Genomic DNA, 23,454 nt, shown 5'->3' with positions numbered 1-23,454 from the left:
GAACAGCGGCACCGGAACGACCGTGAGCGCACCCCGAGCGACAGGTTTCGTCAGGAGATCGTCAGGAAAGTCGGGCTTTCGCCATTCCTCCGTCGCCTAGCGTTCGGCGAAACAGATGTTGATCAGCTTCCGGGTTCGTGCCCGGACGCCGACCGGTGGGGAAGGAGTGACATGACGAGGTCTTCGCATCCGACCGGATGGTCCGCGGGTGAACGCGGTTGGGCCACGCTGGTGACGGTGGGAGTGGTCGGCGCGGCCCTGTGGCCCTTCAGCCAGTACCGACGCCCGGTGGACGACCGGGTCGACGGCTTCCCGCTGTCCTACTACCCGATGTTCAGCGCACGACGTGGCACACACGGGCACGTCGCCTACGCGGTCGGTGTACACGCCGACGGCTCGCGCGCCCGCCTGCCCTACCACCTGATCGGCCCGGGCGGGGTCAACCAGGTGCGCAAGCAGATGTCGCGCGCGGTTCGACGCGGGCGGGTCGACGAGCACGCGACCGCACTGGCGACGCGGATCGCCGCGAGCCCGGCCGCGACCGATGTGGTACGGGTGGAGATCGTGCGGGGTGACTTCGACCTCGACGCGTGCCTGATGCAGCGGCGCGTCGAAGGGGAGGAGACGGTTCTCGCCGGGGCGGACATCGAGCGTCCGGGGTCGGTTCCCCTCACGGTCGTCCCCACGACGGTGGCTCCACTGGCGGAAACGGCCGGCACAGCGTGAGGTCGATACGCAGGCTCCTGCCCGGCGTCACCTCGGCACCCGCGAGCCGGCTGGGAATGGTCCGGCTCGTCGTCGGTGGCTACACCCTCTGGTACCTGAGCCGTCAGCGCGGGAAGTTCCGCAAGCTCGCTCGCACCGACGCCTCCCAGTTCGAGCCGGTAGGACCGGTCCGGGTCCTCGAGAAGCCGTTGCCGGTCCCGGTCGCGGACGCGCTCATCGACGCGACCTTGGCGAGCACCGCCCTGTTCGCGCTCGGGGCCGGGCACCGGGTCGTCGGCCCGGTTCACTCGGCGCTGCTGACCTGGACGCTGTCCTACCGCAACTCCTGGTCGATGGTCTTCCACAGCGAGAACACCCTCGTGTGGCACACGCTGGTGCTCGGCGCCTGCCGGGCCACGGATGCCGCTTCGCTGGACGCGCTCGTGTCGCGACGCGCACCGGGCGGGCCGCACCCTCGGTACGGGTGGCCGCTGCAGGCGATGCAGGCCGCGTCCGCCGCGACCTACCTGCTGTCCGGGGTGGCGAAGCTCGGCGGCACGAGCGGACTGTCCTGGACCAGCGGTGGCGCGATGCGCCGCCAGGTGGCCATCGACCGGGTCCGCAAGGACGTGTTCGGCTCGGACCGGGGTGCCACGGCGGCCCACGCCCTGTATCCGCACCGCAGCCTGTTCACCGGGTTCGCGGTCGCCTCCCTCGCACTCGAGCTGGGTGCGCCGCTGAGCCTGCTCCACCCGAAGGCCGGGAGGTTGTGGGCGCTCGCGACGTTCGGGATGCACTGGGGCATCCGGGTCATCATGGGTATCCGGTTCCGCTACCAGCTGTGCGGGGCGTCGTTCGCCTCCTGGTTCTCACTCGACCGGCTGCTGACACTGCTGCGGGGGGTCCGGTGAACCGGGCGACGTGACCGACGCACCAGCACCGGCGCGGCCGGGCACGGTGGAACGGCTGGGCCAGCTCGACGCGCTACGCGTCCTCGGCTGCCTGTCGGTGGTCACCGTGCACGCGATCGGCGCGCCGTTCCCGGCGGACAGCGTCGGGCTCGGCGAGGCGAGCTTCCTGTTGCACTACAGCCGGGAGATCTTCTTCTTCGTCTCCGCGCTCGTGCTGGTGCGCTCCAGCCATCCGAAGGTCGGGCCGGATGGCAGGTTGCCCGACGAGGACGAGTTCCGCCGCAGGCGACTCCGGCTGATCGGCGTTCCGTACCTGTGGTGGACGACCCTCTACGGTGCGGTCTGGCTGTACCGGGACCTCGGCGGCGAACAGGCGTTCGGTTCGCTCGTCAACGACCTTCCGTTGCGCTGGCTGTTCCTCGTGGTGACCGGCAGCGGCAACTACCACATGTACTTCCTGCTGGTCAGCATCCAGTACGGGCTGGCTTTCCCGCTGGTGCTGAGGTTGCTGCGGCGCACGGAGGGCCGGCACGGACAGCTGTTGATCGCCTCGCTGGCACTGCAGGTGGCGACATTGGCGGTCTACCACTGGGGTCATCTGCCGGAGAACGGATGGCGCGCCCTGCTCGGTGACGCGAGCCTGCCCGCCTACCAGTTCTGGCTGATCGCGGGCGCTGTGGCCGGGGTGCACGTCCATCGCTGGCACGAGTGCGCGATGCGTCATCGGTTCTGGCTGCTCGGCGCATTCCCGATCTGCGCCGCGGTGCTGACCTGGACCTATTTCGTGCAGGTCGAGAGTAGGGGTGCGGTCGGGGCGAGCAGCCCGCTCCAGCCGATCATGATCATGTGGGCGGTGTCGGTCCTCGGCGTGCTGTACCTCGCATCGGTCCGGCTCGTCCGCCGGGCATCGTCGCCGACGCGCACGCTCGTCGGGCACGGGGCACGCCTGTCGTTCGGGGTCTACCTCGCCCACCCGCTGGTCCTGGACGTGGTTCTCGCGGTGCTACGCAGACTCGACCTGGTCGCGCCGAGCGCGTGGGTGGCGTTCGTCGTACTGCTGCTGACGGTCGGTGTGACGACCGCCGGCTGCGCCTTGCTGCAGTACTCCCGGTTCAGTCCGGCACTGATCGGCAGGCCGAGGATCCGGAGATCAGCCGCTCAGGTTCCCGTCTGAGGTCCCGCACCCCGGTCGAGCTCGCGCAGGCGATCGCGCAGCGGCGGCGGTAGCGCGTCCACCCAGGCCTGCTCGGCGCCCGGTTCCGGCAGCGGGTGACCGAACTCGATCATGTCTCCCGGCGGCAGTTCGGTGAGGTACACCCAGACGAACTCCGCCGCGACGCCAGCCACCTCGACGACCGCGTCGCGCACACCGAGCGCCAGCCGGTTCCTGACCGAGGCATCCCGCCCGGCGCGGATGTGCCCGATGACCCAGACCGAGCGAGGATCGGCGGCGCGCCCGCCGATGTAGTGCCCGTCGGGCAGCCATTCACGGAACGCCACCTGGGCGAACGACGACGGTGCACCGGTGTGCACGCTGTGCACGGACGTGATGCGGCGGGCGAGGTCGGCCCGCCGAGGGCCGGTGAGCAACGAGGCATCGCTGTGACACACGTAGGTGGGCATTCCTGATCGTGCCCCGCGCGGCGCGAGATCACCACCGCGCCGCACGGCACGGTCCGTGGGGTCGAGCGATCGAGTGCGCGATGATCCGGGGGTGAGTGCGCGGGAATCCTCGACCGGGCGGATCGCATCCGCCTCGTTCATCGGCACGATGATCGAGTTCTACGACTTCTTCATCTACGGCACGGCGGCGGCTCTGGTGTTCCCGTCGGTGTTCTTCCCCGCCCTCGGCGAGGCAGCGGGAACGGTCGCGGCGCTGGGTACGTTCGCGGTGGCCTTCCTGGCCCGGCCGTTGGGCTCCGCGCTGTTCGGTCACCTGGGAGACCGTCTGGGGCGCCGGCGAACCCTGATCTACACGCTGTCGCTGATGGGGCTGTCCACGGCGGCGGTCGGCCTGCTCCCCGGCGCGAGTGTCCTGGGGGTCGCCGCGCCGATCACGCTGGTGGCGTTGCGGTTCCTGCAGGGCCTGGCCGTCGGCGGCGAGTGGGGTGGCGCGGTGCTGCTCGCGGTCGAACACGCCCCGGACTCACGGCGAGGGCGGTTCGGCATGTATCCGCAGCTCGGACCCGGTGTGGCATTCGCTCTGGTCAGCACGACGTTTCTGGTCAGCGGCCTGACCATGAGCCAGGCGGCGTTCCTGAGCTGGGGATGGCGGCTGCCGTTCCTGCTCAGCGTCGTGCTCGTCGGAGTCGGCGTTTACATCCGGCTCCGGATCCAGGAGACGCCGGTGTTCCGGGAAGCGCTGGAGAACCGGGACCGTCGGCAGCTCCCGCTGCGCGAGGCGGTGCGGACCCACACCCCGAGGATGCTGCTCGCGGGTGGAGCGCTGAGCGTGGCGTTCGGGCTGAACTACCTGGGCACGGTGTACCTGACCGGCTACGGTACCCGGGTTCTGCACCTACCGCCTCCGACCATGCTGATGCTCGGGGTGATCGGCGGAGTCGTGCTCGCCGTCGTGACCGGTGCTGCCGCGTGGTGTTCGGACCGGATCGGCCGACGGCGCACGGTGCTCGCGGGCAACCTGCTCGGGATCATCTGCGCGCTCGTCGCATTCCCACTGATCGACACCGGTGAGGTGGCGCTCGTCGGACTGGCGCTGTGTCTCCTGCTCGGCATCGGCGGAATCAGCCTTGGACCGGCGGCCGCGTACGTGGCCGAGCTGTTCCCGACCGGTCATCGCTACACGGCCGCGAGCCTCAGCTACAACCTCGCCACGATCCTGGGCGGCGCGATCCCGCCGGTACTGGCCGCCGCGCTGGAGGCGAGCTACGGAAGCGGCGCCATCGGAGCGCTGATGGCGGCACTGGGAGTGCTCAGCGTGGCGTGCGTGCTCGCGCTTCCGGAGACCACGACCGCCTCGTTGCGCGGTTGACTCAGTCCTCGGCGCGCAACGCGAAGTCCCCGGCCGGGTGCAGGGGAGCGGTGTCGGGTTCCGAAGCGCTGCGGCGGCCGTGGCGCGACGGGCCGTCGGAGTGGATCGGCAACCGGTCCACCTCCCACGGTTGGCAGCGCAGCATGTCCGACACCAGGACGTACCCGCGGTCGAACTCGCCGGTGGCGCCGTCGACCATCACGTAGCGTTGCTCGTCGGAATGGATCGGGCGCGCTTCGAGAATGGCGACCCTGAGCTCGCCGGGCTCGAACCGGCAGCGCTCGCGCAAGGCGGCGATCAGCTGTTCCCCGGCCAGGTGCCCGTCGCCGAAGTTCCAGCCGACCAGGGACGCCGCGACCAGCTCGCCCTCCAGCACGAACCGCTCCTCGTGCTCCTCGCCCGCGGCGTGCGGCAGCAACGCGAACAGTCCTCTGCCGTGCAGCTGCATCGCGCGGAACACGAAGATCTGGTGGTTGAGCACCTCCGCGACGTGCTCACCGTAGATCGTCCGCAGCTGGCTCTTGGCGAAGCCGCCGTACTTGACGACGTGTGCGTCGATCTTCTGGAGCGCCGACGGTGTCATCGCCCAGATCGATGAGGCCCAGTTGCCCGAGTAGTACCGCATGGACAGCAGGAACGAGACCTGGTCGGGCCGTCGGTGTCCCCAGCAGATCATGGTGAGTGCCGGGAGCAGGAACGCCGGGAGCAGCCAGATATGCTCGATGGACGGCACGTCCAGATCGACGTGTGCCCAGAACAGGAACGCGACGGACAACATCTGGAAGGCGTTCCACTCGAGTGCCACCGCGACCGGGAGCGACAACATGACCGACAGGTGGAACACGAGCATGACGAGTGCCGCGATCACGGTGACCGACTGGTTGGTCGAGGCCAGGAGCACCGCGGGGGGAACGAGCTCGACGAGCACGCCGCCGTAGGAGATGCCCTTGGTGAGCCCGGAGGGCCGGATGTCCGACGGGAAGCGGCGGTACAGGCGACGCTTCAGCGCCGAGGGGACCATCGGGCTGTTGCTGATCAGCACCGAGATGCTGAACGGGTACATGCTGGTGAGCTTGGATGCCGCCGCACCCATCCACACCAGCACGGTGAGCACCTTGAGCAGGACGATCATGTCGACGAACGGCAGGAAGAGGATCAGCAGCGCGACCCACAGGTGCTCGGCGCGTGCCGCCAGGAAGATCGTCTTGTCCCGCAGGCCGACGAGCGGTACGAGCACGGCCAGCGGGATCAGTACGACCGGCTCCAGCCTGGATGCGGCGCCGAAGGAACCGGTATCGACGTGCGTCGCGGGCGACAGCAGCGGCCACACCGCCGCCGCGACCAACCCCGCGTACACCAGTACGTCGACGACCCCGCGCCGGTCGCCCCGGGTCAACGGCACCCGGCCGTTCCACGGCGGCTGGCGGATGGTGCCGGGACGCAACCAGTACAGGAACCCGCCGAAGGGCGGCAGGAAGCGCCCGGTGAGCGGGCCGGCGCCGCAGCCGAGACCGAGAACCTCGAACAGCAGCGTCCAGACGACCATCTTCTGGAACACGACCGGCTCGTGCCACCAGTCCGCGAACTCGGACAGGGCACCGATCCCCGGCGTGCGCTGCACGAAGTAGAGACCGCCGAAGACGTAGCCGGCCAGTTTCGCCAGGTAGAACAGATACATGCTCGACGGGATGCCGGAGCCGTACTCCGCCCACTGCTTGATCAGCCGGGCGATGCGCTCGGTGCGCGGCCCGAGATGCCACATGAGTACGTCGAAGCGGCGCGGAAGCTTCGGCGCCAGGAACCCCATGACCTTCCCCTCGGTGTGGCAGCCGAACGGGATGATTCGGTACGCCGGACGCTCTGACTCGGTAAAAGTAGTTTACGTAGGAACTACTTGTGTAGACAGTATGAACCCCCGATGTGGTGAGCAGCTGCCGGTCCGGGACACGCCGGTCAGTACGCCGCGTCGAAGAACTGTCGTTCGAGCTCAACCACGTGGGTGAAGGTCGAGGCCAGGCGAGCTCGGGCGTCGTCACCGACCAAGATCGCGATCCGGTCGAACTCCGCGCGGAGGAAGTCCACCCACGCGCTGAACGCTGGTCCGCGATGCAGCTCGATCCACTCCCGGTTGATCGGGTCGGTCGGCGGCTGTTCGCCGTCCCGGTCGGCCCAGTCCAGGTAGAGCCACTCCGCCACCAGCAGCACCGCGAGGCAGGTCCCGTAGTCGGCACCGAGCCGCGTCCGGTCCATCAGCTCGAGGAAACCGGCGGTGGGCGCGCTGAGCGGCGGGGCCTCGCGCTCAGCTGCCGGCACGCCGAGCGCATCCAGTGCGCGGGTGAAGAAGTCGTTCTCCGGTCCGGCGATCAGACCGAGCTGGCGGGCCAGGACCAGCCGGGGCCCCGCCTGGTCCGCCGAGGCGACCGCCGCACCGAGCAGGGCGACGAAGGAGTCGAGGAACTGGTTGTCCTGCACGAAGTAGGTCCGCAGCACGGCGGGCTCGGCCGTGCCGTGCCACAGCTGCTGGACGAATCGGTGTGTGACGGCGGCATCCCAGTCGCCAGCGGTACGACCCCTGAGTTCGGCACTGAAAGACATGATCAACGACAGTAGCCGAGGTTCCACGGACGGGGCAGAGCCACGGCATCGGGGACGGCGGTGAGCCGGACGTGGCTACGCGGGCGGCCGGTTGCTAAGGTGAGGGTGCGCGCAGGGCGCACCCGGTCCGCGGGAAGGGCAGAGCCCACCTGAGTCGGAGGCACCACCCGTATTCCTCCCGTTCCGGCCTGATCATGCGGACACCAGGCGCTGTAGGAACTGGAGTCGATCATGTCTACGCGTCCCCTCCCGGATTCGCCCAGCCTCGAACAGCTCAAGAAACAGGCCAAAGACCTGCAGCGGGCAGTTCGTGCGGCGCAACCGGCCGAGCTTGCGGCCGTCCACGAGTTCCACCCGCGTGCGAACGCCGTCGCGGCGAGTTTCACCCTCAGCGACGCCCAGCTGGTTCTCGCGCGCCAGTACCGCTTCGCCAGCTGGTCGAAGCTGCGCGAGCACCTCGACGTCGTGCACCGGCACAGCCATTGGCCCAATGCCGCCGACGTCCCCGGCTCCTCTCGGCCGGGTGCGGCGGACTTCCTGCGCCTCGCGTGCCTGACCTACGAGAACGACGACGATCGCACCCGCGTCGAGTCCGCCCGCGACCTGCTGCGCGCCACCCCGGCCATCGCGACCGAGGACATCCACACGATGGCAGCCACCGGTGAGGTCGACGCCGCGCGTGAGCTGCTCGCCCGCAACCCCGACCTGGCGCGTGCTCCGGGCGGCCCGTACGGCTGGAAGCCGCTGTTCCACCTCGCGTATTCCCGCGTACAGAGCAACCGGCCGGGATGCTCCTCGGTCGACATGGCACGGCTTCTGCTCGACCACGGTGCCGACCCCAACGAGGGTTACCTGTGGCGCGGGCTGCCCTCGGCGTTCACCGTGCTGACCGGCGTGCTCGGCGGTGGTGAGAGCGACCAGCCGCCGCACCCCGACTGGCTCGCGCTCGCCGAGCTGCTGCTCGACGCGGGCGCCGAGGCGAACGACAGCCAAGGCCTCTACAACCGGCAGTTCAACCCCGACGACAGCCACCTCGAGCTGTTGTTCCGCCACGGCCTCGGGCAGGGCGCGGGCGGCCCGTGGCGCGCCCGGCTGGGAGCGGCCTACCCCTCTCCCGCGCAGATGCTCGCGGACCAGCTGTTGTGGGCCGCACGTACCGACTTCGGCAACCGGGTCGAGCTGCTGCTCGCGCACGGGGTGGACCCCGACGCGCCCGGACTCTGGAACGACGCGAGCTCCGCGTACGAGGTGGCCGCGCTCGCCGGGAACCGGCACATCGCCGAGCTACTGGCGGCGAAGGGGGCCACGTCAGCGCTCGACGACGTGCAGGAGTTCGTCGCGGCGTGCATGGTCGCGGACCCTCCCCGGGTGGAGGGCCTGCTCGGGCGAGATCCTTCGCTGCCGGCGCGAGCCCTGGCGGCCGACCCGTACGCGATCCTGCGTGCCGCTGAGCTGGGCCGCCGCGACGCCGTCGTCCTGCTGCTGTCACTCGGTTTCGACGTCAACGCCTACCAGCGCACCACCCCGCTGCACGAGGCGGCCCGGCTCGGCGACCTGGACCTGGTGCGGCTGCTGCTCGCGCGCGGCGCCGATCCGACGCTGACCGACAGCGAGTTCGACGCCACACCGCTGGAGTGGGCCGAGCACTTCGAGCGGGACGCGGTCATCGAGCTGCTGTCGAAGGCCGCGCCCGATCCCGGCTGAGCACGCTCCGCCGAGGCCTGTGTCGCGCGTGGACCGGTGATACGTTCCGGACACCGCCCGGGGCGGAACTCCGCCCCGGGCGCGCGAACCCGGGGAAGGTGTGGATGGCTGAGCGATCCGGACGGTCACGGTCGAACCTCACGCCGAGCGACGACCGTCGACACCGTCCCGCCGACGGGACCAAGGGCCGTGACAGCCTGTACTTCAACCTGATGCTGCCCGAGCACGAGCTCGGCGTGTTCGTCTACACCTGGGTGGACCACAGGGGCGTCGCCGGACGCTTGGTGACCGCGTGGGGCCCTGAGGAGAAGCCGTACGCGTTCGAGATCGAGCACGGCATCGACATGGGCGAGGCGGACTTCGACGACTGGAACGTCGCAGGCCTGCGCATGCGCCACCTGGAGCCCCTGAGTACCGCGCAGGTGACGTTCAGCAGCACCCCGATCGAGCTCACCTACGACTTCCAGGGCTTGCACGAGGCGTTCGACTTCGACCGCAACCCTCTCGGCTGCCCCCGGTGGATGGCGCTCAACCGGTTCGAGCAGACCGGGCGCGCCAGCGGCGAGGTGCGGGTGGGCGATCGGACGATTCGGTTCGACCAACCCGCGCACCGGGACCACTCGTGGGGCCGGCGCAACTGGCGGATGCCCCAGCACTGGAAGTGGATCGTGGCGCAGACCCCGTCGGGTCAGGGACTGAACCTCTTCCAGTGGGTGGTCAAGGGAGAGCTGGGAACCAACGGCTACGTGCTGCGCGACGGCGAACCCGTCGGGCTGGTCGACGCTCGCTGCCGTGCCGTCTACGACGACGACATGACCAGCCGGCGCCTGCACGCGACGCTGGTCGACGAGGAGGGCGGTGAGACGGAACTGGTGCTGGACCGCTTCGGTAGCGTCGCGCTTCCCGTCGGGGCGAACACCGTCCTGAACGAGGCCGCGTGCCGGGCGGCCATCGATGGCGAGGCCAGCTGGGGCCAGTTCGAGACACAGTGGCCCGCGTCCTACGTCCAGAACCTCGTTGAGGCGCGGACGTGACGTTCCCGTTCGACGTCGAGGCGGTAGGCCGGTGGCTGCGGGCCGAGGGTGTGTGCACCGGGTCGCCTGAGCTGACCCGCATCGGCGACGGCCACTCGAACCTGACCTACGCGGTCGCCGACGGCGACCGGACGGTCGTGTTGCGCCGGCCACCACCGCCGCCCATCCCGAAGGGCGCGAACGACATGCTCAGGGAGGCGCGCATCCTGCGTGCGCTCGCCGACACGCCGGTGCCGGTTCCCCGAGTGCTCGCCGTCGCGGAGCAGGGCGAGGTGATGGACGTGCCGTGTTACGTCATGGAACGCCTCGACGGTGTCGTCGTCACCGAGACGATGCCCGCCGGGCTGGACACCCTCGGCGCGCGCCGCGAGGCCGCCGACGCCTTCATCGACGTGCTCGCGGCGCTGCACACCGTCGACTGGCGTGGCCGAGGCCTGGCCGACCTGGGGCGTCCCGACGGGTATCTCGAACGACAGCTGGAGCGGCTTCCCCGCCTGATCACCGACGGCCGCGGCGTCCTCCCGGCGCCGTTCGGTGAGCTGCGCGACAAGCTCCGTGCCTCGATGCCGGTGTCGGGGGAGCCGACTCTGCTGCACGGCGACTACCGGATCGGGAACGTCATGCTGGGCACGGCCACCCCGGCGCGCGTCGTCGGGGTGCTCGACTGGGAGCTCGCCGGAATCGGCGACCCGCTCGCCGACCTCGGGTACACGCTGGCGACCTACGCGGTTGCGGGGGAGGAACCGCACGCGCTCACCGCGATGTCCTCGGTCACCGCCGCGGCCGGCTTCCCGACGCGCGACGACCTCGCCGCCCGCTACGCCGAGGCGACCGGCCGCGAACCGGCCCACCTGCGCTGGCACGAGTCCTTCCAGCTGTTGAAGCTGGCGATCCTGTTCGAGTACAACCGGCGCAAGACCGAGAAGGGCGACGGCGATCCCTACTACGCCGACCCTGCCCTGGTCGAGGGCCTGCTGTCGGCCTGCACGGCAACATTTTCATGATCACCACCGCCTGACGGCTGTTTCTCGGCAGGGGCACAGCCGTGAGGCCGTGGTGATCTTCGAAGGCACGCGGTCACAGGGCGAAGAGTCTGCTCGCCGTGCCGCCGAGGACCGCGGCGCGCGCCTCGGCGTCGGGCAGCGCCTTCGGGCGCAGTATCTCCAGGCGGGGCTCCAGCAGCGGAGCGAGTGATCCGTAGCAGAGCCGGTCGGGGCCCAGCTGGGCAACGACGTCGGCCAGCCAGTCCTGCCGGTACACGCCCGAGGTCAGGACGTGGAGGTTCGGCGCTGCGCGCAGGGCGCGAAGTGCGGTCTGGCCGGACAGACCGCTCATGTTCATATGTCCGCCCCTGGTCCCGACGACCGACACATCCGGATGGCGGACCGCGAGGTCGGCGAGCTGGGCCGGTTCGGAGACCCAGGGATGGCCGGCCTCGACGACGACGGGCCTGCCGAGGGCCGCGAGCAGCCGCATGAGCGGGTCCAGCAGCGGGTGGTCGTTGACGCGGAAGGTCTCCTCCCACGGGTTCAGGAACAGGCCCACCGCACCCTGCTCCAGAGCCTCGGTCGCCGACGCGACCGCATCGGGTTCCCAGGGATCGATCCGGGCGAGCACCGCGAGGCGCACCGGGCCGGTGTTCACCGCGGCCAGCTGCAGCAGCCCTCGGGTGGCCGAGCGCAGGTCGCGGTCGGGTGGCACCGCGGTGACTCCGACGACCGTGTCCACCCCCAGGGTCTCCGCGACGGAGAGGGCGTGGGCGGGCGACAGCTCGCCCCCGTAGCGCGAGCGGCCGAGGAACACGCAGGCGTCGACGATGCGGCTCATCGCAACAGCCGCAGCGCGTTGCCGCCGAGCACCTTGTCCAGGTCGTCCTCGGCCAGGCCGGCGAGGCGCACCTTCGCCAGCTCGAGCGGGGCCGGGCAACCGGGCGCGTCGGAGCCGAACAGAACCCGGTCCGGGCCGGCCCTGTCGACCGCGTCGGCGATCGCGGCGGGGTAGGGCATCGCCGAGGTGTCGAGATAGACGTTGGGTAGTGCCTCGGCCACGGCGATCGCGTCCTCGGTGTGGCCGAAGCCGCCGATGTGGGCGAGCACCACCGCGACGTCGGGTACCGCCCTGGCGGCGTCGGCGAGCTCCAGGGGAGTGGTGAACGGGTCGTCCCCCGAGTGGAACATCACCGGCACTCCCCGGTCCGCCGCGATCCGGAGCAGGCGCAGAACCGGCTCCTCACCCGGGTGCGCGAGCGTCGAGACCCCGTGCAGCTTGACCCCTCGGAAACCGAGGTCGTCCAGTGCGTGCTCCAGCATGCCGGGCGCCTCGTCGTACCACGGGTGCACCCGTGCGAACGGATGGAGCCGGCCACCGGAGGACGCGCAGGTCGAGGCCAGGATCTCCAGCGCGTCCCGGCGCAACGCCGGAGTGTCGACGATCGTCATCACGACGGCCTGGTCGATACCCGCCTCGTCGAGCTGGGCGAGGACGGCGTCGGCCGGCAGGTGCCAGCCCAGCGCCGGAATGTCGTCGACGTGCGTATGGAAGTCCACGATCATGAACGACGGGCTCCGTCCGGCCGGGGCTGAGGATCTCCGGCCACATCGTGATGACCGGCCATCCGGTCGGTCAAGTAGCGTCACTGACTATTCAGCCAACGAGTGTTTGCCTACGATTAATGGCATTCGGTCGGAGGGAGAAGGCCCGTGCGAATCTGTCACACCTGCGCGGTGGAACACACCGACGACGCACAGACGTGCGCCATCTGCGCCGACGAGCGTCAATGGGTGCCGGTCGGCGGCCAGCGCTGGACGACCCTGGACGAGCTGTCCTCGGAAGGCCACCGGGTACAGCTTCGCGAGCTGGAACCGGACCTGTTCGGGGTCACGGTCGAGCCCACGGTGGGCATCGGACAGCAGGCCCATCTGGTACGGACGGCCGACGGTTGCCTGCTCTGGGACGTTCCGGGGTACGTCGACGCGTCCGCGGTGGCCGGGGTCCGGGAGATCGGCGACGTAGTGGCGATCGCGGCCAGCCACCCCCACATGTACGGGCTGCAGGTGGAATGGAGCCACGCGCTCGGTGACGTTCCGGTGCTCGTGCCCGAGGTCGACCTCGCGTGGGTCGCACGGCCGGACCCGGTCGTCCGGCCGTGGTCAGGCACGCTCGACCTGCTGCCCGGTGTCACGTTGGCCCAGGTCGGAGGGCATTTCCCGGGCAGCGCCGTGACGCACTGGCGACACGGCGCCGGCGGGAGGGGTGTCCTGTTCGGAGCGGACACGATCCAGGCCAACCCGGATCGCGTGTCGGTGACCTTCATGCGCAGCTACCCGAACCGAATCCCACTGTCCGCGGCCGTCGTCGAACGGGTCACCACCGCCGTGGAGGTATTCGAGTTCGACCGGCTCTACGACAACTTCGGCCGCACGATCGACAGCGGGGCACGGGCGATCGTCCGGCGCTCGGCCGACCGCTACATGGCATGGGTGCGAGGGGACTTCGATCACCTGACCTGACCGGTTCGCCGGGGGACACTCCCTTGACCTGCGGCAAGACCGAAAGGCGCGCGGAGCGGCTGGGATACGATTCGCGGCATGGCACGGCCCGGCGGCACCTCGGTGACCATGCGTGACATCGCGGCGTCGCTCGGCATCTCGGTGTCCGCGGTCAGCCTGGCGCTGCGTGAGCGTCCGGGTGTGGGGGAGGAGCTGCGCCGAACGGTTCTGGAGACCGCGAAACGACTGGGTTACGTGCCCGACCGCGCCGCGGTCACGCTGCGGACCGGACGGTCGGGAGTCGTCGGGCTGCTGATCAGGAACCTGCGCAACCCATTCTTCCTCGACGTCGTCGAAGGCTTCGACTTCGAGTGCGCGCGGCGCGGCTACCAGGCCATGATCACGTCGTCGCGCTACGAGGTTCCGCACGAGAAGGAGCTCCTGGAGGCGTTGACCAGCAGGGCCATCGACGGCCTCGCGATGGCTCCGATCGGCTCCGGTCGTGCCGCCGGCGCGTGGGCCCGCCAGACCGGGAAACCCGCCGTGGTGATCAACTGCAGTCGCCAGGTGGCGGGGGAGCTGTCCGCCGTGCGCGTCGACGCGGCCGCGGCGGTCCGTACCGGGACGCACCATCTCCTCGCCCTCGGCCACCGCCGCATCGGGCTGGTCACCGCGCCGCCGCGTACCTCGCCGGACCCGGAACGGGTCACGGCGTTCACCGAGCTGATGACCGATCACGGTCTGTCACCGACGGTGATCACCACGGCGTTGTCGGACGTCGCTGCGGTGGACGCGCTGACCGCGGAGCTGGCTCGGCCGGCGGACCAGCGGGTGACGGCGGTGCTCACCAACGGTGACTTCATCGCGCATGCCGCCTACCAGGCGGCGCGTTCGGTCGGTCTACGCGTACCGCGCGACCTGTCGGTGATCGGCCACGACGACCTGCCGACTTCGGCCCTGCTCGACCCGCCACTCACCACGTTCAGGGTCGACCGGGTCGCCATCGGGACGGCGGCCGCGAGTGCGCTGATCGACCGGATCGAGGCACCCTCCCACAGCCGGCTCCGCATCGTCGTGCCCGGTGAGTTCGTGGTGCGAGGCTCGACCGCGGTGCCTCCTGTCACGGAGTAGTCGCCGGGCGTTCATTCGCGGAGCCTTCCTCTCGGCGGGTGCGGCGTTGTACCGTCCCCCGCGTCACTACTCAAACGTTGTAGTTCGAGGCGGTGCCCAGGTGTCACGACTCGATCCAGCACGACCCGACCCCGATGACCCGCCGGTGCGGCCTGGGCCCACCACCTCGCGCACCATTCGCAGGGGCGGCACGCACGGGCGGTTCGCGCTGCTGGAGGAAGGGCCGGGTGAACATCACCGGTCCCGAGCCGACCTGGTGGCCGGGCCCGACTCGGACGCCGGGGACGAGCGGCCCGTGCTGTTCCGAATCCTGCACGTCACCGACTTCCAGATCGCCGACCTGAGCTCACCGGCGCGGGTCGAGTACCTGGAACACCTTCGTGGCGATCCCCGCTGGGCACTCATGCTGCCCAGCTACCGCCCGCAGGAGTTCACCGCGTTGGCGCAGGTCGAGGCAATGGCCCGCACGATTCGCGACCTCGCTCACACCGGCCGCGAGGTCGATCTGGTGATCACCACCGGCGACAACACCGACAGCCAGCAGCACAACGAGCTCGCTGACTTCCTCGCCGTGATGGCCGGTGACCGAACCGTCCATCCACTGGGTGACCACGGCGGAGCCGGAGTCGTCTCGGCGCACGCCGCGGCCGGTGGTGAGCACCCGGCGTGGGCACTCCCGCCGGACACACCTCGGCACCCTGGCGCGGTGCCCGACTGGTCGGCGCCCTTCGTGGCCAGCGGCATGGGAGTGCCGTGGATCGCCTGTTACGGCAACCACGACGCACTCGTCCAGGGTCGGGCGCGTACCACGGGGGAGGTCGAGAACCTGCTGGTCGGTGCCGCCAAACCCACCGGGCCGGCTGGGCCCGACGACTGGGAGCGGGTACACGAGGCGGCCGGGGCGGATCGCGCGATCGATGCCTATGTGCGTGATCCGATGTGCTTCACGGTGGGCGCGACCGGACCCGTCCCGGCCGACGTGCGCCGCCGGACGTTCGAACGTGGCGAGTTCGTGACGGCGCTGCGTGAGGCGGGTGCGCTCGCGCCGGCGGCGGAGCCGGGGGAGACGCGGGCCTACGCGAGCTACCAGCCACACCCCGCGCTGAAGGTCCTGATGCTGGACACCACCAACCCCGGTGGCTACGCGGACGGAAGCATCGGCGCCGAGCAGCTGCGCTGGCTGGTGGACGAGCTGGTCACCGCGCACTCCCGGTATCTGGCCGAGGACGGCGGCTGGGTCGACACCGAGCACTCCGACCAGCTGGTCGTGCTCTGCTCCCACCACGGGCTGTCCACACTGACCAACTCCTACGTCCAGCTCGACCGGGACGGCGATCCCCTACCCGGCCAGGACCTGCCGAGAACGGTGGCGCCCGAGCTGGAAGCCGTGCTGCACCGGTTCCCCAACGTCGTCCTGTGGCTGTCCGGCCACATCCACCGGAACCGGGTACAGGCGGTACGCACCGCCACCGGCGGCTTCTGGGAGGTCGCCACGTCGGCGATGATCGACTGGCCCAACCAGGCTCGGTTCGTCGACTTCTCGCTCCACGACGACGTCCTGCGCATCCGCTGCGAACAGGTCGACCATCTCGCCGCGATCGATCCGGAGGCCGAGCCCGACCGGGTCCTGCGGATGGCCTCGATCGGCCGTCGGCTGGCGGCGAACGTGCACGACGGTGTCGGCGGCCCGCATGCCGAAGGCACACCGCTGGACCGCAACGTCGACCTGCTGGTGCCGGTGACGAAGTCGCTGGCCGAGCGACTCAGGGAGGGATGACCGATGTCCGCGACCACCCCCAACAGCTGGGAGCTCCTCGAGTCGAGCTCCCAGGCGGCGTTCCACCGCAAGGTCACCGTCCTGTCCGCCGCCGGCACGTTCCTCGACGGGTACGACCTGGCGGTGATCGCCGTGGCGTTGCCGGTGCTGAAGAAGGAGTGGCACCTGGCGGCGAGCGTCGAGGCGCCGCTCGCGGCGAGCGCGGTCATCGGGATGCTGATCGGCGCACTGGTCGTCGGACGGCTCACGGACAAGTTGGGCCGCAAGGCGATGTACCTGATCGACCTGCTCGGTTTCGTCGTCTTCGCCGTGCTCACCGCCGCCGCACAGGACGTGTGGCAGCTGATGGTCTTCCGGTTCCTGCTCGGGCTGGCGCTGGGGGCGGACTACCCCATCTCCTCGACCCTGCTCGCCGAGTACGCGCCCGCCGCTCGGCGCGGCGCGATGATGTGCCGGATGGGCGCGGCGTGGTTCGCCGGTTCGGCGGCCGCCTATCTGGTCGGAGCGGCGCTGACCCCGCTCGGCGGTCTGGGCTGGCGGCTGATGCTGCTGCTCGGCGCGGTGTTCGCGCTGGTGGTGATCTGGCTGCGCCGCAGCGTCCCCGAGTCGCCGAGGTGGCTGCGGTCCCGAGGCCGTGGCGCCGACGCCGCCGAAGTACTGACGTATCTGGAAGGCGACCACGCCGGAACCGTCGCGGCCGCGCCGGTGCTGTCGAAGGCGGGCGGCGGGCCCGACGTGCGCCCCTGGCGGATCCTGTTCAGCAGGCCGGTTCTGCGATGGACGGTGTTCTGCTGCGGGTTCTGGGCCGTGTACACGATGGCCTACTACGGCATCACGATCTACACGCCGACGATTCTGGCCACCCTGACCACCACCGCGTGGCAGGCCAGCGTCGGGTCCGCCGCCGTCGGCCTGATCGGCCTGGTCGGGTCCGGCATCGGCATCCTTCTGGTGGACCGGGTCGGACGCCGCCCGTTGATCATCGCGGCGTTCGCCGGGCTCACCCTGAGCCTGCTCGTCCTCGCGGTCATCGGGTCGGCGGGTCTCGTCGTGGTCGCGGTTCTGCTCGCGGTCGCGGTCATGTGCGCCAACGGCGGGCCGGGGATCCTGGACTTCCTCTACCCGACGGAGCTGTTGCCGACCGAGGTCCGTGCGACCGGCACCGGACTCGCCACCGGGGTCAGCCGCATCGGCGGGATCCTCGGGATCGTGTTGTTCCCCGGCCTCGTCTCGGCGTGGGGACTGTCGCACGCCATGTGGCTGTTCGTCGCGTGCGGTGTCGTCGGGACGGCGATCTGCGTGATGATGGCTCCGGAGACCAAGGGAAAGACCCTGGAGGAGCTCAACGACTCGCTGCTGCCCGGATACCCGCCGATCGGCGTCTCACCTGACCGTGGCTGACGTGCACAGGGGAGCGGCGTAGGAGTCCGGCCGGGCGAGCGACGGCCCGATGGCGCGAACCAGGTCGCGCACGGCATGTGGTCCGGCAGCGGCCGCCTCCACGAGCGCGGTGCCGACGACGACGCCGTCCACCCCGGCGCTCGCGGCCAGCGGAGCGACCTCTCGCGGTCCCCTGATTCCGAATCCGACGAACACGTAGGCGTCCTTGCCGCCGAGCAGCGTGCGTAACCAGGCCAGCCGCTCCACCGTCTCATTCGTTCTGAACCGGTCACCGGTCTTCAGATCGGCCGAGCGCAGATAGACGACGGGGTTCTCGACATCGTCACCGGCGAGGACTTCGCAGTCCGTGCTGTGGGCGAGAAAAGTAACCTGTTCGAGGCCGGCCGCGCGAACGGGTCCGATCAACGCGCGTTGCTCGGCCGGGCTGTGCTCCGGGAACATGACCGCGTCGACGTCGTGGGCGACGCATTCGTCGAGCAGCCCCGCGAGTCCGAGCGTGTCGAATGTGTGACGACCCGCCATCGTGATGATGGGCTGATGGGCCTCGGTCCGGGCACCCGACATCAACCGCACGGCGGCCGCCGCGTCCGACACGTGGTTCCGTCCGACCGCACACGCCCGCTGGATCAGGGCACCGTCCTGCGGAAACGGTGGATTGGGCAGGGATATCTCCGCGATGTCCATACCTGCCTGGAAGCCGGTGGCGATACAGCGGGTGAACGCCACCGGGTCCGGATAGGCGGTGGGCAGAAAGCCCGCCATGAGGAGACGCCGCTCCTGGCGGCCTCGGCGCAGACTGTCGACCAACCGGTTCATACAGGATCCGATCGTCCGTGAAGGCAGTGACGGGGGAGTTCCGGGCGCCGACGGCCGGCCACTTGTCATCTCAAGTGCCAACAAGTGTTGATGTATTGAGTGTACCTATACGAGTCTCTCTGAGCACGCCTCATTGACATAGGACTAACGAACGGCCGCCGATCGACAGGGATGTCGGTTCAGGCAACCGCGCGGACGTCGATGTCACGGCGCGACACATGGCGGCGCCGGTGAAGCAGCGTGGAGCCTGGCTGGGCGGGTCGGAACGTGGTGACCCTGCGTTCACCGCTGGTCAACGCGCTGTCGGCGCTGACCCGATAATCGGCATTATGTCAACCTAGATGAATGTGGCAGGACCCCGATGAGTTTCGGCCGTTCCCCCGGTCTGGACAGCATGACAAACGACATCAGTACCTCCACGACCATCTCGAACATCGGCGTCGCCATGTTCACCGTCGCCGACCAGGACGCCGCGCTGGCCTTCTACACCGGGACGCTGGGCTTCGAGGTACGCGGTGACTCCCGCTTCGGTGACCACGACGAGTACCGCTGGCTCGAAGTAGCCCCGCCCGGCTCGCGTGCACGGCTGGCGCTCAACCCGCCGATGGGCGGTGAGCCCGGCGGCGGAGCCATCGGTGTCGAGTGCACCGACGTCGAGGCCGAACACGCCCGGCTCAGCGCGGTGGACGGTCTGGACGTCGACCCCGAACTGATGCGCGTCCCCGGGGCACCCCTGATGTTCATGCTGCGCGACCCCGACGGCAACCACATCGCCGTGGTCGAAGCGCCACCCGGCGCCTAGCGATCACTCAGGGCGTGCCGCCGTCGAGCCGCAGTACGGCGCCGGTGCAGAAGGACGCAGCGGACGAGGCGAAGTAGAGGGCGGCTCCGACGATCTCCTCCGCCTCGCCGCAGCGCTTCAGTGCCAGGCTCTGTTCGAACCGCGCGAACGTCTCGGGGCTCCACGCCGTCGAGATGTCGGTACGGAACGGCCCGGCCTGGATCGCGTTCACCCGTACCGACGGGCCGAACGCATGCGCCATGCCCTCGGTGATGACGTTCAGGCCGGCCTTGGCGGCGGCGTACGGCAGCTCGTGTGGTCCCGGCCGGATCGCGGCGATCGAGCTGATGTTGATGATCGAACCGCCCTCACCCTCCGCCATGCGCGTACCGATCGCCGAGCCGAGCCGGAACGGGCCTCGCAGGTTCACGCCGATCACCTTGTCGAACAACGCCTCCGATACCTCGTTCAGGCTCGGGTACAGCGGTGACAGCCCCGCGTTGTTGATCAACACATCCACCCGGCCGAGCTCGGCGTACGCCCGCTCCGTCAGTGCGTCGCAGTCCGACCAGCTCGAGACGTTGCAGGCCACCGGCACCGCTGTGACCCCGTAGGCCGAGCTCACCGAGACGGCCAGCTCCTGGCAGGCCTCGATCTTGCGACTGGCGATGATCACGGACGCACCCCGGGCCGCGAACGCCTCGACCATGGCTTTGCCCATCCCCCGGCTGCCGCCGGTGACCAGCACGACTTTGCCGCTGAATTCCGTTCGGTCAGTCATCGTCAAGATGGTCCTTCGAGTGCATGCGGCGGAGTCATTCGTGAGCCCACATATATATAGATGAGTCAGTATATTAACGATCCGATGATCGAAGCCGCAACTCCCGGTCCGCTGGCTACGCTGTGCCGGGTAATTCAATGCGGTCACATCGAAGAGATCGGCGGAGATGGATCGACGGACTCGTGGACCCGGTGCGCAGCACGACCAACGGCGCCACGACCTCGCCGATGCCGTCCTCCGGATCGTCGCGCACCGTGGGCTCGCGGCGGTGTCGCTGAACGAGGTGGCGACGGAGGCCGGGGTGTCCTCGGGACGGGTCCAGCACTACTTCGCCAACAAGGAGACGTTGATCGCGGCCGCGTTCGCGCGGGGCAACGAGCTCAGTGAAGCACGGATCGCTCACCGTCTCGGTGCGGCGATCGACGACGTGCCGCCACGGTTCGCGCTGACTGTCCTGCTGACTGAGCTCATCCCCCACGACGCCGAGACCCTGGCCCATCTGCGGGTCCGTCAGTCCTTCACCGCACGGGCGCTGTCCGACGGCGCCATCGCGGCCGGACTGCGCCAGCAGTACGCCCGGCTGCACGAGGCGGTGGCCGCGTTGCTCGCCAGGTCGGCCGGAGCGGCCGCCCTGCGGCCGCACCTCGACCCCGACGATGCGGCGATCGGGCTGGTGGCCCTGACCGAGGGGCTCGCCTACTACGTCCTCATCGAGGTCAGGTCGGCCGAAGCCGCGCGGGATCACCTACTACGAGAGATCGGGGCTCTGTATGTCTGAGGTCGGTCAGACCGAGGCGGACGGCGAGGCAGTGCTGGCCGCGGCGGTCGACGCCGCCGTCGAGGTGTTCGGAGACGACCTGGATGCGGCGTTCGCCCTGGGGAGTCTCGCTCACGGCGGGTTCGCGCCGCTGGTGAGCGACGTGGACATCGCATTCGTGTTGCGCGGACTCAGGCCGGACTCGGCGGAGCGGATCGCGCGGGTGGGCGAGCGTGCGCGGACCGGGTCGCCACTCGCGCGTCGGCTGTCGATCTTCTGGACGGATTGGGCCGGGGTCCGGGGAGAGGGCTGGAACGGTGGACGTCTCCCCCAGGTCGACCGTCTGGACCTCGTCGACTCCGGCCGTCTGCTGCACGGCGTCGACCGTCGCGGGACCGTCGTGCGGCCGGGCCATGAGGACCTGGTCCTGGATGCCGCGCGGTTCGCCGTGTCGAGCTTCGACGCCGACTACCTGGGCGGGCTGCGCGCGCCTGGCCGTCTGCTGGCCCTCGGGGTGCGGTCGGTCACGAAGTCGGTGCTCTTCCCGGTTCGTTTCCTCTACACGCTGCACACCGGCAGGCTCGGCCTCAACGAGCACGCGGCGTCCTGGTACCGGCAGGACGGACGACCTGGCGAGCCGCTCGTGTCGGCCGCGTCGCGGTGGCGCCTGATCGGTGTCGACGACGATGTCGCCGCGCCCGAGCTGCTCGATCGGCATCTCGGGGGCATCTACCGGGAACTGTTCACCGAGTACGCGGACGACCTCGCCGCGAGGGGACACGCCGATCTCGCTGGTCAGCTGCGTGCGCGAGGTCAGTTGCCGGCGGACTGGTGAACGCGGCGGTGAACACGGGGCGCACGGAGTGCGTGGCGTTGCGTAACCAGCGTCGTCGGATGGAGTTGAATAGGCGACGGTCGCGCCGGCTTCACAGCCGGTCGGCGTCGGCGGGGTGAGCGGAGGTCGGTCCGTGTCGTACGACGTGGTGAGTGTGTACACCCTGATGTTGGGTGACGAGGAGGGGCCGGCGACGGTCAGCGTGCATGCCACCGCGGAAGAGGCGTGGCGGGCGCTGGACAGCGAGGTGCGGGCCCGTTGCGGACTGCGGCCGCGACCCCGGCGGGTGATCGACCCCGAAGCCGCCACCCGTCTGGCCGACGCGTGGCGAGCCGGCGACGTGGAGACGCGGTTCTGGCAGATCCATCCGCACCAGATCTCCCTGATCGTGCCGCAGATCGGCCGTCCCGTGGTGCCCATCTCGACATAACGGGAACTAGCGATCGGTGTCGTGACGCGTTGCCGCTTGCCTTGAGAACGACGGTTCTCTACTCTCCGGGAGAGCGATCGTTCTCCGTGTCGTGCGTCGAGAGGATTCCCGTTGTGAACCAGCGTCCGCCCCTGCCCCCGTTCTCCCGTGAGGATGCACTCAAGAAGGTGCAAGCCGCCGAGGACGCGTGGAACACCCGGGACCCGCATCGGGTCTCACTCGCCTACACCGAGGACTCCGTCTGGCGTAACCGCGACCAGTTCGTGTCCGGTCGGGCCGCGATCCAGGCCTTCCTGGAACAGAAGTGGGAACGCGAACTCGACTACGCGCTGCGCAAGAACCTCTGGAGCTTCGACGGTAACCGCATCGCGGTCCGCTTCCAGTACGAGAGCCACAACGCGGACGGCCAGTGGTTCCGCAGCTACGGCAACGAGCTGTGGGAGTTCGACGAGAACGGTCTGATGCGCCGGCGTGAGGCGAGCATCAACGACCTGGCGATCGAGGAGTCGCAGCGGCGGATCTTCGGTACCCGCCCGGAATCCGAGCACGGCCAGGACTTCCCCCTGCAGTGAGCCGCGCCGCGGGGCGGGGTCAGTTGTCGCCCTGCCCCGCCTTCATCGTGGTCACCTTCAGCTGCTGACCCGGCGGGGTTCCCGCGCAACCGGTGCCGGGCGAGGGGATGAACAGTGAGGCCGTCTCGTTCGGCGGGTACACCCGCAGCCCCTTGACCGGTGTCGGCTTGCAGACCGCCGCGTCATAGTTCCCGACGTTGACCATGCCGAGCTCGACCGATGCCGTCGCGCCGGGCGCGACCGTCACGACGTCGCCCTTGGTTCCCACGCGGACGGCGGGCTCGCCGACCTGGGTCCCGTTGTCACCGGTGACGTAGGAAACCCCGGGAAAGCCCTGCAGCGTGCAGGTCTTGCCGCTGACGTTGGTGAACCGCAGCGACTGGTACACGGAGCCCGCGGCGCCGCCACCTCGGCCGAGCGACAGAGCGAGCATCGCCGAATGGCAGCGATCCGGGCCCGCCGCCTTCGGTGTCGGGCCGTTCGGCACCGGAGCGGCGGCCTGCTCGGACGTCGTGGCGCTCGGCGGTGGTGCCGCGGCCCCGAGGGAGGGCGGGTTGGAGACGGTCGGCGAGGACCCACCGCATCCACTCACCACAGCGGTGAGCACGACAGCAGAGGTGATCACACCCGCGGTCCGGCACCAGTTCATGCTTACTCCTCCACACGAGTTGCGACGTCTACTTGTTCAGACGCGCCGATCGTGTGGAAGTTGCGCAGTGCTGGCCGATCGAGTGACAGATCCTC

Annotated in this window: 24 protein-coding genes; 16 read left to right on the top strand and 8 right to left on the bottom strand. The window is 69.7% G+C overall.

Going from position 1 to position 23,454, the window contains the following annotated elements; translation table 11 throughout:
• Positions 1–171 precede the first annotated feature (171 nt).
• The 3 genes from G406_RS53705 to G406_RS0106815 are packed head-to-tail and all read left to right on the top strand — an operon-like array spanning position 172 to position 2,790.
• Positions 172–726 (top strand): hypothetical protein, encoded by a 555-nt coding sequence (locus tag G406_RS53705; RefSeq protein WP_156934707.1) that lies wholly within the window; start codon positions 172–174, stop codon positions 724–726.
• Positions 723–1,616, top strand: a complete 894-nt coding sequence (locus G406_RS45035) for a hypothetical protein (RefSeq protein WP_051341738.1) — start codon at positions 723–725, stop codon at positions 1,614–1,616. Before G406_RS53705 ends, G406_RS45035 begins: the two co-directional genes overlap by 4 nt.
• A gap of 10 nt (positions 1,617–1,626) precedes the next feature.
• Complete coding sequence (locus tag G406_RS0106815) at positions 1,627–2,790, top strand: acyltransferase (RefSeq protein WP_028933267.1); 1,164 nt, start codon at positions 1,627–1,629, stop codon at positions 2,788–2,790.
• Here G406_RS0106815 and G406_RS0106810 read toward each other — a convergent pair.
• Positions 2,775–3,239 carry a tautomerase family protein gene (locus G406_RS0106810; protein ID WP_028933266.1) on the bottom strand — a complete coding sequence of 155 codons (465 nt, stop codon included), beginning with the start codon at positions 3,237–3,239 and terminating at the stop codon, positions 2,775–2,777. The genes G406_RS0106815 and G406_RS0106810 overlap by 16 nt on opposite strands.
• Positions 3,240–3,330: 91 nt before the next feature.
• Between G406_RS0106810 and G406_RS0106805 the strand changes: the two genes are divergently transcribed.
• Complete coding sequence (locus G406_RS0106805) at positions 3,331–4,608, top strand: MFS transporter (RefSeq protein ID WP_028933265.1); 1,278 nt, start codon at positions 3,331–3,333, stop codon at positions 4,606–4,608.
• Between the two features lies 1 nt (position 4,609).
• On the opposite strand, the gene G406_RS45030 is transcribed toward G406_RS0106805, so the two are convergent.
• Together G406_RS45030 and G406_RS0106795 are read right to left on the bottom strand one after the other, a co-directional pair.
• Positions 4,610–6,415, bottom strand: a complete 1,806-nt coding sequence (locus G406_RS45030; RefSeq protein ID WP_051341737.1) for a DUF3556 domain-containing protein — start codon at positions 6,413–6,415, stop codon at positions 4,610–4,612.
• Between the two features lie 146 nt (positions 6,416–6,561).
• Positions 6,562–7,203 carry a TenA family protein gene (locus tag G406_RS0106795; RefSeq protein WP_028933264.1) on the bottom strand — a complete coding sequence of 214 codons (642 nt, stop codon included), beginning with the start codon at positions 7,201–7,203 and terminating at the stop codon, positions 6,562–6,564.
• A 231-nt stretch (positions 7,204–7,434) separates the two neighbouring features.
• On the opposite strand from G406_RS0106795, the gene G406_RS0106790 reads away from it, so the two are divergent.
• The 3 genes from G406_RS0106790 (at position 7,435) to G406_RS45025 (ending at position 10,945) form a co-directional block, all read left to right on the top strand.
• Positions 7,435–8,907, top strand: a complete 1,473-nt coding sequence (locus tag G406_RS0106790) for an ankyrin repeat domain-containing protein (RefSeq protein ID WP_028933263.1) — start codon at positions 7,435–7,437, stop codon at positions 8,905–8,907.
• 104 nt (positions 8,908–9,011) lie between these two features.
• Positions 9,012–9,941 (top strand): DUF7064 domain-containing protein, encoded by a 930-nt coding sequence (locus G406_RS0106785; protein WP_028933262.1) that lies wholly within the window; start codon positions 9,012–9,014, stop codon positions 9,939–9,941.
• A complete protein-coding gene (locus G406_RS45025; RefSeq protein ID WP_051341736.1) occupies positions 9,938–10,945 on the top strand; it encodes a phosphotransferase family protein in 1,008 nt (335 codons plus the stop codon). Before G406_RS0106785 ends, G406_RS45025 begins: the two co-directional genes overlap by 4 nt.
• A 73-nt stretch (positions 10,946–11,018) precedes the next feature.
• On the opposite strand, the gene G406_RS0106775 is transcribed toward G406_RS45025, so the two are convergent.
• The gene (locus G406_RS0106775) at positions 11,019–11,768 is read right to left on the bottom strand and encodes an amidohydrolase family protein (RefSeq protein WP_028933261.1); all 750 of its coding nucleotides are present in this window, start codon (positions 11,766–11,768) and stop codon (positions 11,019–11,021) included.
• Positions 11,765–12,493 carry an amidohydrolase family protein gene (locus G406_RS53700; protein WP_051341735.1) on the bottom strand — a complete coding sequence of 243 codons (729 nt, stop codon included), beginning with the start codon at positions 12,491–12,493 and terminating at the stop codon, positions 11,765–11,767. The genes G406_RS0106775 and G406_RS53700 overlap by 4 nt, the downstream gene beginning before the upstream one ends.
• A gap of 147 nt (positions 12,494–12,640) precedes the next feature.
• Between G406_RS53700 and G406_RS0106765 the strand changes: the two genes are divergently transcribed.
• From G406_RS0106765 to G406_RS45010, 4 genes are all read left to right on the top strand, one after another.
• Entirely contained in the window at positions 12,641–13,450 is an 810-nt protein-coding gene (locus G406_RS0106765; RefSeq protein ID WP_028933260.1) for an MBL fold metallo-hydrolase, read from the top strand.
• Positions 13,451–13,528: 78 nt separating this feature from the next.
• Positions 13,529–14,560 carry a LacI family DNA-binding transcriptional regulator gene (locus tag G406_RS45015; protein ID WP_051341734.1) on the top strand — a complete coding sequence of 344 codons (1,032 nt, stop codon included), beginning with the start codon at positions 13,529–13,531 and terminating at the stop codon, positions 14,558–14,560.
• Positions 14,561–14,705: 145 nt separating this feature from the next.
• Complete coding sequence (locus G406_RS0106755) at positions 14,706–16,337, top strand: metallophosphoesterase family protein (protein WP_028933259.1); 1,632 nt, start codon at positions 14,706–14,708, stop codon at positions 16,335–16,337.
• Positions 16,338–16,340: 3 nt separating this feature from the next.
• Complete coding sequence (locus tag G406_RS45010) at positions 16,341–17,738, top strand: MFS transporter (RefSeq protein WP_051341733.1); 1,398 nt, start codon at positions 16,341–16,343, stop codon at positions 17,736–17,738.
• Here G406_RS45010 and G406_RS0106745 read toward each other — a convergent pair.
• Positions 17,721–18,554, bottom strand: coding sequence for a tryptophan synthase subunit alpha (locus G406_RS0106745; protein ID WP_028933258.1), 834 nt, complete (start codon positions 18,552–18,554; stop codon positions 17,721–17,723). The two genes, G406_RS45010 and G406_RS0106745, sit on opposite strands and share 18 nt — an antisense overlap.
• A gap of 361 nt (positions 18,555–18,915) precedes the next feature.
• Here G406_RS0106745 and G406_RS0106735 point away from each other — a divergent pair, with 361 nt between their 5' ends.
• Positions 18,916–19,356 (top strand): VOC family protein, encoded by a 441-nt coding sequence (locus G406_RS0106735; protein ID WP_245607032.1) that lies wholly within the window; start codon positions 18,916–18,918, stop codon positions 19,354–19,356.
• A 7-nt stretch (positions 19,357–19,363) separates the two neighbouring features.
• On the opposite strand, the gene G406_RS0106730 is transcribed toward G406_RS0106735, so the two are convergent.
• Entirely contained in the window at positions 19,364–20,116 is a 753-nt protein-coding gene (locus G406_RS0106730; protein WP_028933256.1) for an SDR family NAD(P)-dependent oxidoreductase, read from the bottom strand.
• 166 nt (positions 20,117–20,282) lie between these two features.
• Here G406_RS0106730 and G406_RS0106725 point away from each other — a divergent pair, with 166 nt between their 5' ends.
• The 4 genes from G406_RS0106725 to G406_RS0106710 all read left to right on the top strand — a co-directional run bounded on the left by G406_RS0106725 (position 20,283) and on the right by G406_RS0106710 (position 22,710).
• Positions 20,283–20,894: a TetR/AcrR family transcriptional regulator gene (locus G406_RS0106725; protein WP_028933255.1), complete on the top strand. Its 612-nt coding sequence runs from the start codon at positions 20,283–20,285 to the stop codon at positions 20,892–20,894.
• Entirely contained in the window at positions 20,887–21,708 is an 822-nt protein-coding gene (locus tag G406_RS53695; protein WP_051341732.1) for a hypothetical protein, read from the top strand. The genes G406_RS0106725 and G406_RS53695 overlap by 8 nt, the downstream gene beginning before the upstream one ends.
• A gap of 133 nt (positions 21,709–21,841) precedes the next feature.
• Positions 21,842–22,138, top strand: a complete 297-nt coding sequence (locus G406_RS0106715) for a hypothetical protein (protein WP_028933254.1) — start codon at positions 21,842–21,844, stop codon at positions 22,136–22,138.
• 113 nt (positions 22,139–22,251) lie between these two features.
• Entirely contained in the window at positions 22,252–22,710 is a 459-nt protein-coding gene (locus G406_RS0106710) for a nuclear transport factor 2 family protein (RefSeq protein WP_037075434.1), read from the top strand.
• Positions 22,711–22,729: 19 nt separating this feature from the next.
• Here the strand turns inward: G406_RS0106710 and G406_RS0106705 are convergent, their stop codons facing one another.
• Complete coding sequence (locus G406_RS0106705) at positions 22,730–23,359, bottom strand: DUF4232 domain-containing protein (protein WP_037075432.1); 630 nt, start codon at positions 23,357–23,359, stop codon at positions 22,730–22,732.
• Positions 23,360–23,454 lie beyond the last annotated feature (95 nt).

It is taken from the genome of Actinospineispora spinosispora DSM 44797 (genome assembly GCF_000429025.1).
Taxonomy (GTDB): Bacteria; Actinomycetota; Actinomycetes; order Mycobacteriales; family Pseudonocardiaceae; genus Pseudonocardia; species Pseudonocardia spinosispora.
Note: the sequence above shows the minus strand (reverse complement) of the source record. Positions and strands in the feature narration are given on the sequence as shown.

Excerpts from the sequence above, each read along its gene's own strand:
- G406_RS53705 (WP_156934707.1), top strand. The coding sequence starts at position 172 with ATGACGAGGTCTTCGCATCCGACCGGATGGTCCGCGGGTGAACGCGGT.
- G406_RS0106810 (WP_028933266.1), bottom strand. The coding sequence starts at position 3,239 with ATGCCCACCTACGTGTGTCACAGCGATGCCTCGTTGCTCACCGGCCCT.
- G406_RS45030 (WP_051341737.1), bottom strand. The coding sequence starts at position 6,415 with ATGGGGTTCCTGGCGCCGAAGCTTCCGCGCCGCTTCGACGTACTCATG.
- G406_RS0106795 (WP_028933264.1), bottom strand. The coding sequence starts at position 7,203 with ATGTCTTTCAGTGCCGAACTCAGGGGTCGTACCGCTGGCGACTGGGAT.
- G406_RS0106790 (WP_028933263.1), top strand. The coding sequence starts at position 7,435 with ATGTCTACGCGTCCCCTCCCGGATTCGCCCAGCCTCGAACAGCTCAAG.
- G406_RS0106785 (WP_028933262.1), top strand. The coding sequence starts at position 9,012 with ATGGCTGAGCGATCCGGACGGTCACGGTCGAACCTCACGCCGAGCGAC.
- G406_RS0106775 (WP_028933261.1), bottom strand. The coding sequence starts at position 11,768 with ATGAGCCGCATCGTCGACGCCTGCGTGTTCCTCGGCCGCTCGCGCTAC.
- G406_RS53700 (WP_051341735.1), bottom strand. The coding sequence starts at position 12,493 with ATGATCGTGGACTTCCATACGCACGTCGACGACATTCCGGCGCTGGGC.
- G406_RS45015 (WP_051341734.1), top strand. The coding sequence starts at position 13,529 with ATGGCACGGCCCGGCGGCACCTCGGTGACCATGCGTGACATCGCGGCG.
- G406_RS45010 (WP_051341733.1), top strand. The coding sequence starts at position 16,341 with ATGTCCGCGACCACCCCCAACAGCTGGGAGCTCCTCGAGTCGAGCTCC.
- G406_RS0106745 (WP_028933258.1), bottom strand. The coding sequence starts at position 18,554 with ATGAACCGGTTGGTCGACAGTCTGCGCCGAGGCCGCCAGGAGCGGCGT.
- G406_RS0106735 (WP_245607032.1), top strand. The coding sequence starts at position 18,916 with ATGAGTTTCGGCCGTTCCCCCGGTCTGGACAGCATGACAAACGACATC.
- G406_RS0106730 (WP_028933256.1), bottom strand. The coding sequence starts at position 20,116 with ATGACTGACCGAACGGAATTCAGCGGCAAAGTCGTGCTGGTCACCGGC.
- G406_RS0106725 (WP_028933255.1), top strand. The coding sequence starts at position 20,283 with ATGGATCGACGGACTCGTGGACCCGGTGCGCAGCACGACCAACGGCGC.
- G406_RS53695 (WP_051341732.1), top strand. The coding sequence starts at position 20,887 with ATGTCTGAGGTCGGTCAGACCGAGGCGGACGGCGAGGCAGTGCTGGCC.
- G406_RS0106705 (WP_037075432.1), bottom strand. The coding sequence starts at position 23,359 with ATGAACTGGTGCCGGACCGCGGGTGTGATCACCTCTGCTGTCGTGCTC.